At 58.0% G+C, this 12,992-nt stretch carries 8 protein-coding genes; all 8 read right to left on the reverse strand.

The genetic code is table 11. From position 1 onward, the window contains the following. Window positions 1-27: 27 nt before the first annotated feature. Complete coding sequence (locus ACTG20_RS20980) at window positions 28-3,921, reverse strand: YhdP family protein (protein ID WP_194494902.1); 3,894 nt, start codon at window positions 3,919-3,921, stop codon at window positions 28-30. Beyond that, the gene (gene rng, locus ACTG20_RS20985) at window positions 3,922-5,391 is read right to left on the reverse strand and encodes a ribonuclease G (RefSeq protein ID WP_005340056.1); all 1,470 of its coding nucleotides are present in this window, start codon (window positions 5,389-5,391) and stop codon (window positions 3,922-3,924) included. 95 nt (window positions 5,392-5,486) lie between these two features. Then, the gene (locus ACTG20_RS20990) at window positions 5,487-6,074 is read right to left on the reverse strand and encodes a Maf family protein (protein ID WP_005340055.1); all 588 of its coding nucleotides are present in this window, start codon (window positions 6,072-6,074) and stop codon (window positions 5,487-5,489) included. 2 nt (window positions 6,075-6,076) lie between these two features. Beyond that, window positions 6,077-6,562 (reverse strand): rod shape-determining protein MreD, encoded by a 486-nt coding sequence (gene mreD / locus ACTG20_RS20995; RefSeq protein WP_005340054.1) that lies wholly within the window; start codon window positions 6,560-6,562, stop codon window positions 6,077-6,079. Then, a complete protein-coding gene (mreC, locus tag ACTG20_RS21000; protein ID WP_005340053.1) occupies window positions 6,562-7,452 on the reverse strand; it encodes a rod shape-determining protein MreC in 891 nt (296 codons plus the stop codon). The genes mreD and mreC overlap by 1 nt, the downstream gene beginning before the upstream one ends. Before the next feature lie 42 nt (window positions 7,453-7,494). Beyond that, window positions 7,495-8,535 (reverse strand): rod shape-determining protein, encoded by a 1,041-nt coding sequence (locus tag ACTG20_RS21005; protein ID WP_005340051.1) that lies wholly within the window; start codon window positions 8,533-8,535, stop codon window positions 7,495-7,497. A 204-nt stretch (window positions 8,536-8,739) separates the two neighbouring features. Beyond that, on the reverse strand, window positions 8,740-12,540 hold the full coding sequence (locus ACTG20_RS21010; RefSeq protein ID WP_234915286.1) for a DUF6701 domain-containing protein: 3,801 nt from the start codon (window positions 12,538-12,540) through the stop codon (window positions 8,740-8,742). After that, window positions 12,540-12,965 carry an MSHA biogenesis protein MshP gene (locus tag ACTG20_RS21015; protein ID WP_194494903.1) on the reverse strand — a complete coding sequence of 142 codons (426 nt, stop codon included), beginning with the start codon at window positions 12,963-12,965 and terminating at the stop codon, window positions 12,540-12,542. The genes ACTG20_RS21010 and ACTG20_RS21015 overlap by 1 nt, the downstream gene beginning before the upstream one ends. Window positions 12,966-12,992: the final 27 nt, after the last annotated feature.

Consider the following 12,992-nt stretch of genomic DNA (forward strand, 5'->3'; position numbering starts at 1 on the left):
TCCTTGTGATGATGCCGGGCCGCTCGTTTAGCGCTGAGCCGGCCCTGCGTGTTTGGGGCTCAGCAGGAAAGGGGTCACCTCTTGGGTCGGCAAGCTGGGAGCAACGGCGTCAACCGCCTCTTTCTGCTGCTGGTTGAGCTTGATGCGCGCGCGATCTCGTCCCGCCTCGATCAGCTTGGGTGCGTCGAGCGGGCCCGAGATGCGAAAATCGATGCGGGTCACCACATCCACCACCGGCTCCAGCAGTTTGGAGAGGGCCAGCACATAGAGCCCCGTGACCGGCGTGATGGAGAAGGCCGCCACCACCGGCAGGGTGCCCCCCAGATTGGGGGAGAAGCTCAGCTCGTAGTCGAGCTGCCAGCGCACCAGATCGGCGATCCCCTCGCCGCGCAGGTTGCCTGCCGCCCCCTTCATATAGAAATCATCGTTGCTTACCTGCCCCTGCTTGATGGTGGCAGAGGCGGACATGGATTCGAAGTAGAAGCCCTTGTCGAACACATCGCGAAAATCGAGCCGTAGCTTGCGCAGCAGGGAATCGAGGCTGAGCAGGGAGAGCAGCCGTGCCCCCTTGTCGTTGACCTCCCGCAGGGTGCCCCCCTCCAGCTGATAGTTGGCACTCCCCCCCAGAGTCGACAGACTCGGGCGATAGGGCACATCCTGCCAGTTGAGATCAAAGGCGAGGGAGCCGGGGGCATCACCGATGGGCGAGGTGTAGCCGAGCCGCTTGAGCAGCAGCTCGCTGTTGTTGCTGGTCAGCTTGCCACGGGCCCGCGTCTCCATCCGGTTGCCATCGCCCAGCCAGTCGACGCTGCCGGCAAGCTGACTGCCTGCCAACCGCATATCCAGCCCCTTGAGAGTCACCTTGTTGGCGCCCGGCAGCAGCTCGCCTTTCACTTCGCCAAGCGGCAACTCGCCAAAGCGGCAATCGACACAGCTGAATGTCAGCCAGGGGATCGAAGCCATGATGGCGTTATCCTGCTTCGCATCGGGATCCGGGCTGAGATCCGAACTCTTGCCGGACCAGTAGATGCGGGCAAACTTGGCATCCACCGGACGGTTGGCCACTGCGGGCAGGCGGATCACCCCCATCACATCGGGGCTATCGATCATCACTTCGGTCGCCTGATTGGTCGGTCCCACGGTGAAACGCGCCGCCTTGAGGGTGGCACTGCCGATATAGGCACGGGCCAGCTGCCCATCCACCCACCACTCCTGTGGCAGGAAGGCAGGGCCGACTACCGCATTACCGGTCTGGTTCTGCGCTGGCAGCCATTGCTTGAGTCGCGTCAGCCAGCCGCCCACATCGGCCTCCTGCTGGTTGATGGCAAGCAACATGGGGGCATCGCGCATTACCCGGGCACCCGGTTGGCCTATATCAACCCGCACCCGACTGAGATAAGGCACCCCCTCGCCGTAGACCAGCCGGGTCTGCATATCCACATCAGCCCCCAGCACGGCGCGAATGTCGGCGCTGCCATCCCGGCCACGGGCGATCACCTTGAGCGGCAGCCGGCTGGCGCTGCTCTTGGCCAGCGGCAGCGGCAGATCCAGCGCCATCCCCTGCAGGTTGGAGTCGAGCGCCAGCTGGAAGCTGAACGGCTTGCTCTCGGGCAAGATCAACTCGAGCTTGCCGCCCCAGTTGCTGCGACCGTTGAGAATGCCGAATGAAGAGATGGCGACGGGCTGACGGCGACTATCCCACTGCCCCTTGAAATCGAGGTCGACCTGATAGTGATCCGGATGCTGGCGCCCCTGATAATCGAGGGTCAGCGGCTGGTTCCACAAACTCGCCTTGAGGTTACTGAAACGGGTCTGTTCGTTGTCATATTCGAGGCGCCCCTGCACCTTCTCCAGTGGCAGATCCAGACTGGCGACCCGCACCTTGTTGTTGCTGAAGGTGGCATCGCCACTCGCCTTTACCTCGCTCTCGCCATCGAGAGGAATATCGAGCTTGACCGAACCGGCCATCGGGCCGCGGATCTCGATCTCCCGCAGCACCTGTCCCACCGAACTACCCAGCGGGGAGTCCTGCAGGTAGTCGCTGATGGCCTTGCCCTCCCCCTGCACCTTGGCATCCACATAGAGATGGGCGCCGGGGGAGAGATCCGGGATCCAGGCATGCACCGAGTCGGAGCTCGCTTTGCCGAGTTTGGTGGATCGGCTGCGCATATCGAGACCGGCATTCTGGAACAACAGGTCAATCTGCAGGTCGGTGAGCGGTTGCCAACCGGGGAAGAACTCGTAGGTGGCCTGCTCCAGCGGCACCGCCACCTGGAAGATGCCCTTGCCGTTGTCGTAGGGAAAGTCCCTGAACTCGCCATACCAGAGCAGGTCGGCCCCCTTGGCCTTGCCCCCCTTGATGGCGCCGCTCAGGTAATCCACCAGCCCCTTATCCATCGCCTGCAGCGGGAAGTAGCGATCCGCATGGCCCGCATTCTTCACATCGATGCGACCGGTCAGGGCGAGGAAAGGATGCTCGAACAGATCGAGGCGGAAACGGCTGGCCAGGGTCAGATCCGGGTTATCCAGCGCGATATCCTGCCCGTAGAGCACCCAGCCCTGTTCCTCGCGCCACCAATCGAGGCGGGCCGAGAAGTTGTCGACCGGGATCGGCTCCTTGAAGTGACGGGCGGGATCCACCTTGTCGTTCGCCAGCGCCAATCTTGCGATACCGCCGGTCGGGGTAAGCCAGAACTCGCCGTTGAGATCCTGCATCCCGGGTATATCCTGCCAGGCCTTGAGGCGCACCTTGCTGAAGCGGCCACTGAGGGAGAGACCCTGCCAGTCGGCGTTGGCCAGCAGCGTCAGATCCTGTACCGAACCCTGCGGATTGGTCTGGCGCAGGGTCTCGCAGAGTGTGGGGTAGAGCGCCGAGACCAGCTGACTGATCTGGGTGATCTTGTCGAACTCAATGCTGGGCAGATAGCCCTGCACCCGATCCCCGATCCGCTCCAGCTGCAAGCGGCTCTGCAACCAGGGTTTGCCGTCCAGCTTGAAGTTGACGTTGTGGCTGGCCAGTTGCCAGTCGGTGCCCTCACGGCGCAGCTGGATCTTGCCACCATCGAGGCCGAAACGGTGCATCTCCCCTTTCTTGGGATCCTTCCAGATCAGGTAGTTGTTGCCAAACGCCAGCAGGGTATTGCCCAGCTTGCCGCTGTCAAACTCGCTCCAGAGCTGGAAGTCGAGCTGACCGGCAACCTTGGGTTCACCCGCATGGATCTTGGCCAGGGTCGGGGTGATATCGAGCTGGCGAGCCCCCAGATAAAGCTGACCCTTGAGGCGATCGAGCCGGGCAGTCGGGGCGTCCACATCCAGAATCAGATCGATGGTGCTCTCGCCCACCCCGTTGATGAGGTAAGCCTTGCCGACCCCTTGATGGCGCTTGCCACGGTTCTGCCAGCGCAGTTGGGCGATGTCGAGGGCGCGCAGATCACCGAGGGAGGTGGTGACGCTGAGGCGGGTGTTGTGCACATCGAAGGTAGAGAGCTGGGTCAGCAGAAAGCGCAGCAGGGCGCCCTGCTGGGGATCGCCGGAGGGGCTCTCGTCAGCCGGTTGGCGCAAGTCGATGGTGATATCGCCATCGCTCAGGATCAGCTCGCCAAACACCGGCTTGAGCTCGTTAATGGTGCGCCAGAAGTCGAGATGCACCCAGGCTTTGCCGAGCTGTACGGCAAAACGCCCCGAATCCGGGGCGATGGCGAGTTGCTGCAGTTCGAGGGCGGGCCCGGACTGTGTCCAGTCCAGCCCCACTTGCTCCACGCTGACCTTGAGTTGTGAATCGCCCAGCAGAGTGTGGATCAGACTCTCCCGGTATTGATTCAGCAAAGGGCCCCCGACCCGTACCAAGGTGACCAGCATGGCCATCAGTACGAACAGGACCCCCAGGGCCAACCAGCCCCGACTCAGCCAGCGATAGACCAATTACATCATCACCACGTCGAACTGTTCCTGACCACAGAGGGGTTCGCTCACTACCCGCACCTGCTTGCCGATGAACACTTCCAGCTCCGCCAGACTGTGGGACTCCTCGCCATGGAGGTAGTCGGCCACGGCCGGGGCCGCGTAGACGGTGAACTGATCCGCATCATAGGCACGATTGACCCGGATGATCTCCCGCAGGATCTCGAAGCAGACCGACTCCACCGTCTTGACCCGGCCGCGCCCCTTGCACTCGGGGCACTCGGAGCAGAGCACATGCTCCAGACTCTCGCGGGTGCGCTTGCGGGTCATCTCCACCAGACCGAGCTGGGAGAAGCCGTTGACGTTGGTCTTGGCGCGGTCTTTCGACAACGCCTGCTCCAGACTGTGCAGCACCCGACGACGGTGATCTTCCGACTGCATGTCGATGAAGTCGATGATGATGATGCCGCCGAGGTTGCGCAGGCGCAGGTGACGGGCGATGGCCGCCGTCGCCTCGACGTTGGTATTGAAGATGGTCTCTTCCAGATTGCGATGGCCGACAAAGGCGCCGGTGTTGATATCCACCGTGGTCATGGCTTCGGTCTGGTCGATGATGAGGTAGCCGCCGGATTTGAGCTCCACCTTGCGCTCCAGCGCCCGCTGGATCTCGTTCTCCACGTCGTAGAGATCGAAGATCGGCGACTCGCCAGGATAGTACTCCAGCTTGCTGGCCAACTCAGGCACGTACTCTTCGGTGAAGCGCTTGAGCTGATCGAAGCTCTGGCGCGAGTCAACGCGGATCTTGTCGAGCTCGGCACCGACGAAGTCGCGTACTACCCGGAATGCCAGACTGGGATCCTCGTAGAGGATCTTGCAGGGTGGATACTTCTGCTTGCGCTCGAGGATCTTGCGCCACAGACGCTTCAGGAAGGCGGCATCCTGCTCCAGCTCCTGCTCCCCCACCCCTTCGGCGGCGGTGCGGATGATGTAGCCACCCAGCTCGTCCACATAACCGGCCACGGTGCGCTTGAGGCGCTCCCGCTCCGCTTCGGACTCGATACGCTGGGAGACACCGACGTGGGCGCTGCCCGGCATAAAGACCAGATAGCGGGATGGCAGGGTGATATCGGTAGTGAGACGGGCACCCTTGGTACCCAGTGGATCTTTCACCACCTGCACCATGATGTCCTGCCCCTGACGCACCAGCTCGGCGATGTTGCCGACCTGAAACTGCTCCTTCTCCTTCACCGCCACACACTCGGTGTGAGGGACGATATCAGAGGCGTGCAAAAAAGCTGCCTTGTCCATGCCGATATCGACGAAGGCCGCCTGCATCCCCGGGAGTACCCGGCTGATCTTGCCTTTGTAGATATTGCCGACAATGCCGCGCTTGGCCTGACGCTCTACATGCACTTCCTGCAGCAGACCGTTTTCGACCAGAGCGACCCGGGTTTCGGAGGGGGTAACGTTAACCAGCAGTTCTACCGACATAAGTAACCTTGCCTGTTCCAGTTTTGAATTCTATAGAGCCAATCCGGTACAACGCGCGCAAGGGAGAAACGCAGCAGAGCACAGCTGACGGGAAATTATTTGAGCTGTTCCAGATGATGCTTGATCAGCAAGTCTGTCTCCAGCAGGGGCAGGCCGACCACGGCGCTATAGCTCCCTTCGATGCGGCTGACAAACTTGCCGGCAATACCCTGAATGCCATAAGCCCCGGCCTTGTCACAGGGCTCACCGGTCTGCCAGTAGGCCTCGATCTCGGCCTCGTCCAGCTTGCGAAACGCCACGTTGGTGGTGACCAGACGCACGTCACAACGATCCTTGCTGGCCAGCGCCACCGCCGTCATCACCTGATGCACCTTGCCGGAGAGGGACTCCAGCATATCTTTGGCATCCAGCAGATCGGACGGTTTCTCCAGTACCCGGTCGCCCAGCACCACTATGGTGTCGGCACCCAGCACCGGCAACGCCGTCGGCGCACACGCCACGCCCGCCATCGCCTTGTCACGGGCGAGACGGCAGACATAATCCTGCGCCTTTTCACCCTCTTCCCGCTGCTCGGGCACATCCAGTTTCAGCACCTCGAAGCGGTAGCCAATCTGGGTCAGCAGTTCACGGCGACGGGGAGAAGCCGAGGCGAGATAGAGTTGTGGTTCGTTGTTTTTGTTCATATTTACCTGATATTGAAGCGGCGCCGCACCTTGCGCAGCACCAGAAACACCCAGGGCCATATTAGCATCGTCGTCAACGTCGACCAAAAGTAGGAGAAGTTTAGACTGGCCTGGCTGAACAGATGCTCGGCCCAGAATACCGTCATTTTACCCACCAGCGAGAGGCCACCGATGATCAGTGCCTGCTGCCAGAGGGAGAAGTTGCGGATCTTCTGGAACTGGAAGGCCGCCAGATAGGTGGTGATGGCCATCGCCATCGCCCGCACGCCGAGGGTGCTGCCAAGCAGCACATCCAGCAGCAGGCCAGCCACCCAAGCTGTGCCAACGTTGGTCCGGTGCGGCAAGGCCAGTGCCCAGTAGATGAGCACCATGGCCAGCCAGTCCGGGCGGAAGGGGTCAAATTCGAAAGGAAGCGGCAGGATCGACAGGCTCAAGGCCAGCAGGATCGAGATCCAGATCCAGATCCTGCCGCTGGCGGGTTCTAGCATTAGCGGGTGGCTCCTGCGGCGGACGCAGCGGGAGCCGCCCGTTCGCCATCCTCATCATGTACTTCAGGCTTCTTGTCGGTCCACAGCAGCAGCAGATAGCGCAGTCTGTCCAGCTCCACCAGCGGCTTGGCCTCGACCTGGGCAAAGGGCTTGCCCTCCACATACTCGGAGCGGGTCACAGTCGCCACCGGATAACCTTCCGGGAAGCGGCCACCCAGACCCGAGGTGACCAGCAGATCACCCACCTGAATATCGGTGTTGCGCGGCAGGTTGCGCAGCTCCAGCTTGTCGAGCTCACCACTGCCGGAAGCAATGGCGCGCAAGTCGTTGCGCAGCACCCGCACCGGAATACCGTGGCTGGAGTCGGTGATCAGCAGCACGCGACTGGTGGTGGAGCCCACGTGGAGCACCTGACCAATCACACCCTGATCGTTGATCACCGCCTGACCGTTGTAGACACCATCCAGCGCCCCCTTGTTGATCAGCACCTGATGGCTGAAGGGGTCGGAATCCACCGACAGCAGCTCGGCCACCATCTTGCGGGACTCCTTGTGCACCGGCGAGCCCAGCAGCTCACGCAGCCGCTGATTCTCGTGCTCCAGCTGATCCATTTTGAGCAGACGGGCACGCAGGGTAAACAGCTGTTGCTCCTGCTGTTTGGTCTGCTCGATGAGATCGGCGCGGGTCTGCACCTGGGTCGACATGGTGTCGAGCAGGGTACCCGGCGCATTGGCCATGTATTGCAGGGGACTGACTAACGAACTGAGGTAGACGCGGACATGGGTAAACACACCGAAGCGGGAATCCGCGACGATGGCAGCGATGGAGATGATGACGGCGAGAAACAACCGTAACTGAAGCGAAGGGCCTCTACCAAAAATGGGTTTCATGGGTCGTCAAAAAAGAGCCGGCACGCTGGCCGGCTTTGGGTCTTATTCGTAGTGGAACAGATCGCCACCGTGCATATCGATCAGCTCCAGCGCCTTGCCGCCGCCACGGGCCACACAGGTGAGGGGATCTTCGGCGACGACGACAGGAATGCCGGTCTCTTCCATCAGCAGACGGTCGATATCTTTCAGCAGTGCGCCACCACCGGTCAGCACCATGCCGCGCTCGGAGATGTCGGAAGCCAGTTCCGGCGGAGACTGCTCCAGCGCCACCATGACGGCAGCCACGATACCGGACAGCGGCTCTTGCAGCGCTTCCAGGATCTCGTTGGAGTTGAGCGTGAAGCTGCGCGGTACACCTTCAGCCAGGTTGCGACCACGGACTTCAATCTCGCGCACCTCTTCGCCCGGATAGGCGGAGCCGATCTCGTGCTTGATGCGCTCGGCAGTCGCTTCACCGATCAGGCTGCCGTAGTTGCGACGAACGTAGCTGATGATCGCTTCGTCAAACTTGTCGCCACCGATACGGACAGACTGGGAGTAAACCACACCGTTCAGGGAGATGATGGCCACTTCGGTAGTACCACCACCGATATCAACCACCATGGAACCGGTCGCTTCGGAGACCGGCAGGCCGGCACCGATAGCAGCGGCCATAGGCTCGTCGATCAGGTAAACCTCGCGGGCACCGGCGCCCAGTGCGGACTCCTTGATGGCGCGACGCTCAACCTGGGTTGAACCGCACGGTACACACACCAGCACACGTGGGCTGGGGCGGAAATAGTTGTTGTCGTGAACCTGCTTGATGAAGTGCTGCAGCATCTTCTCGGTCACGTAGAAATCGGCGATCACGCCGTCTTTCATCGGGCGGATTGCGGAAATGTTGCCCGGGGTACGGCCCAGCATCTGCTTGGCGGCATGACCGACAGCAGCGACCGATTTGGCGTTCCCGCGCTCTTGGCGAATGGCGACAACTGAGGGTTCGTTAAGGACGATCCCTTGATCTTTTACATAGATCAGGGTGTTGGCAGTTCCCAAATCGATCGACAGATCGTTGGAAAAGACGCCTCTGAGCTTTTTGAACATGGCTACGGGAAATCCTAAGAATTTGGAGGTGCAGAAAACCGGCTAACTTTACCAATGCCCACCCCAATGGGCAAGCGCTCAAACTGTCGCCAATCAATCAGGCGCGACAAAAATGCGAGTCATCACTCACTCGCACACGCTTGCAAACACTAATAAACAAGGATTTAGGGGGATGCTGTTGAGCCAACCCCCCTTACACATCAATTACTGCAATACTTCGCGCCGATAAATAATTCTGTCATTACCCCGGCTGGAGCCGAAAATGGCCTCACCTTGCAGGTTGCCGTCATTGGCACTCGTTGGGTCAGACAACCAGAGGGGCTGCGACGGCTGTTTTGCCAAATCGACCTTGTAGGGAATGCGCACCGAGATGTCCGGCTTGGCAAAGTGGAACAGGATCTCCCCGTCTTTCGCCAGTGCAGCATCCCCACCCGGTGCCGAACTGCCCAACCCCAGCTTGATCTTGCGACCCGCCCCCAGATTCAGCTCGCGAGTCGCCGCATCAAAGGTGTGACTCGGATTGAGGAAAATGAACCCCTGATTGGCCAAAGAGAGCTGGGTACATTGATCTTCCTTGTTTTGCAGCCAGTTGCCCCCTTCGTAATATTGCATCTGCAGTGGAATGGCCAGCGGCGCCGAGGCAAGACCCGCCGCCGTGCCCGCCTGCAGGCGGCCATAATAAGCCGTCATGGTGTTATTCACCCGCGTAGGAATCGTCAACTGCTTGGCATTGCAGTTAACCCCTTTGGTACAACCATTCTTGATGCCAGGATTCAGGTCAGCATCAGCCATGAAAGTGACTGAGGGTGACTCCTCATCAAGCACTTGCAGGCCAAAACGCAGTAACTTAAAGGGCTCTTCGGGAGTAGTCAGGCCGGGATCGCGCTCAGAAAGCCGGGCAAAGCGGCTCTGGCTGTCAATATTGGCTTCGCCTGATGCCCAGCTGGCCATCATGCTCCCCACTCGATCCGTGCGATCAATCCCATCATGATTATTGCCTGCCACCAGATAGAGCCGCCCCTTCGCGAACTCGCCACCATAGTTTTTGGTCACCCCGGCACTCTTGTTACGAGCCTGTACCGTCATCTTGACCCCGAATGGCTGACTCATATAGCTGAACTGCCCGCAAGCAGGAGTAAGCACCCCGCTCAGCAAATTGAAATCCCAAGGGACAAAACGTCCCACCGGCACGCTGCTGGCGGGAGGGATGGTATAGCCGAAATAGCCCGTAGATACAGTGCTTCCTTCTGGCGGCTTTGCCGCCGGTGGCGTCGCCGTCATCCGGAACACTCCCACCTCGCTCACGGTCTGGCTAACGCTATTGGCACTGTTGGCCGCAGCCACATGGCTATAGGTGGTAGTACCCAGCGTTGCATTGGTGCCCGGATTGGGTGCCACCAGCGTACTGCCCAGAGCAATATTGGGCAGGGCAAAGTTGGGCGTAGTCTGATTCCCTACGCAGATATCCTCATCATTGGCGGATTCCCAGGCCATCGCCTTGATATCTACCAGGAACGTTTCCCCTGCTTTTTTGAATACCGGACAACTGCTGTCACCCACCGCGCAGACCCCTTGCGGAGGGGTTATACACAAGCCGACAGGACGTGCCACAAACGTGTCGGCCCCCGTCATCACCAGACCCTCCGTCTCACCACTGCCATTATGACTGGCTGAAAGCTGCATCTGACCCGCATCCGGGTAGGTCACTTTTTTCAAGGTCGCTTTACCCTGATTATCAAAAGTCAGGTTGAGGGTGGTTGGTGTTGGTGAAGAAACACTGCCGGCATAAGTTGCAATAGCGTTGCCATCGATGGAGATCTTGCTACCAAAGCTATTGGTATTTGGATTGTTGTACGTTCCCCAAAAGCCGACAGACCTCACGCCGGTAAATCCAGGCACACATTGCTTGGTAATGTCGTCTTTTTTGACCGCACTGATAGTCACATCCTGAGGCTGGTTGGAATAGGTATCCAGCACATCAAAGATAAAACCACTGTCAGCGAAGTCGATTGTGCAAGCACCGATCGAATAGGCACCACTGCCCATCCTGCACAAAGTCGAGCTTAAAGGTCTGGTCGCGGGCGTGGATCCTTCTACTCCCAGTGTTATCTTGCCTTTAATCGGGCTGCGTAAGCGCAGATCCACTTTCCCGCCGCTGAACGTCACTTGATCATTGGCTAACACGTTGCCCTGACTGTCGCGCCACTCTCCTTGCGCAAGTTTTTTAGGTAACAGATAAGCAGTCACAGGACCTTTATATTGAACCGAACAGTCACTATTAGCACAGGCCGTTAGCGTGACATCTTGTGGATTACAGGTCAGCGGCACACGACTGTAGTCAAAACGAAAGTGATCGATCTGCACATTCAATGGCCGACTTTTTAGCGCACATACCTGAAAATTATCGAGCTCATGGAAATTGGTTAAACCGCCAGTCGAGCCCGTCAGAGAGAGCTGAAAATCATTGGGCGTCGTTACCTGACCTTTTAGCTCAAAGCGAGGAATGAGGATGGTGAATTGATTTCCGCTGGTACGGCGACTGACTTCTACAAAGGTTTTATTACTCTGGCGCGAGTCAACTTCAATCCGGTAACGATGCACTGGGTTAGCACTACCGTTCCCATCGACTCTTGGCGAGAGGCAAGAACCGGTATTCTGGGTTCCATTTATACAAGCACCTGCAAGATAACTATAACCCGAGGTACCACTACCCGAACCTCGGATCACCACAGACTGGGGGCGTCGAGCCCCAGGTCCAGCCCCCCTTGGCCCACCTTCAGTAGAAAAGTTCCCATACTCATCAAGACCGATACCTAACCAACCACCGGCAAAACCGTTGACATTGCTGCGCGCGCCATAACCGAGAGGCCCGCCAGCCGCACCTGGTTGCGCTGTCACTAAACCATCTGACAAAACAACGGCCATTCCATCAGCCCCTGATCCACCGTATGCAAAGTGATCAAATTCCAGAACAACCTGATTGTCAGCGCCAGGGAACAGCATCTTGTAAGTCGCAGCCGTAGATTGGCTGTTGTCATTAGTGGTTAATTGCAGTCGCCCATTTTTGACTGAAGGCAGTGTACTTTGGGCTGCCGCAGATAATGCCCACATAGCCAGCGAATTTGCTGAATCAAAGGTTTCTGAACTCTCACATTTAAATGGAGGCACACCACCATCGTATATAACCTTACTATTGCCCTTCAAGTTGACATTCTTCGCACTCACTCGACCAAAAAGAGTCACATCATTCTCAAAAGTAGCATTACCCTCAACATAGTAAGAGCCAGCTAAGACATTATTACCTGTGAGTGTCACTGCTCCGGATATGTAAACCTCCATATCTGAATTAGCTGACAGCTGAGTATCACTATAAGCATCAAAGTCGCCTTTAACGAAAAGGCGTGTTGGAGCACTACCTATCAGTTTGATCTCACCGGAACTCAATTTTAGGTTGCCGTCAATGACATATGTCTTACCTGAAATTAAGGTTACAACTCCCTTATTCTGTATTGTTAATCCTTTAATGACATATGTATCGTAAAAATCAGAAAAACCCAAAGATCCTGGGCGACCATCATACCCACCTATGTTTCCAGATACAGTAATCTGACCTGCATCCCAACGCGAACCAACGGCCTTACCATAGTTAGACGTTTGCCCTAGTACAACTTGGGAAGGGTTTCCCCAACTTGGTATTGAATAGGTTTTGTTATCTGTCCCACCAGGCATTATCAGACTAACCTGTTTTTTACTCGAAATACCGGTTATCTCACACTTACCTGTGCCACAAGCTAACGAATTCATCTCTTCGTTATAGGCCCTAACTTTCTTAAAACATACTTCAAATCCATTGTAGTTATCTACACGAGCACCACCTTGCATATAAAGAGTTCCGTCTGCATCATGGCTCTGAATCGGTCCAGGGAAAATACTATTACAATCAATTGCCGCCCAAACTGGTGAGACCATGATGTATAAGCAAATGAGCAGAAATAAATTGCGCATCAGGGAGTTCCTCCATCATAAGCTTCGACCATCAGGGTTCGGCTCACGGCAAAATCAGGGTTGGCATTGTTAAGGTCCGATCTGCCACAGGTTCCAACACTCTCGAGACGATAACCATTGGTCACAGCTCCGTTATAGGTCACTGGCACCGTGACGCAACGAACCACAGCCTGACAGTTGGTCAGTCCGGGAGTGCTGGCAAAGCTCAGTGGGCTGCTTGCCAGGCAGACCGCTGGGGGGGTCGGTTGGGCAAGCGTGCGCTTGGGGAACAACCGATAGAGCGCCACTTCCAGCCCGCTCTGGGCGGCCAGCAGGGCACGCACGCTGCGCACCTCCACCGTATTTTTCTCGCCGCTATCGACCAGAAAACGGCCCATGGCAGCCGCCAGCAGTGCCATCACCACAATCACAAACAGGGCGATCATCAAGGCACTGCCTCGCATCCGTCCGAA

This window comes from Aeromonas sp. 84A (genome assembly GCF_051919345.1).
GTDB lineage: Bacteria > Pseudomonadota > Gammaproteobacteria > Enterobacterales > Aeromonadaceae > Aeromonas > Aeromonas veronii.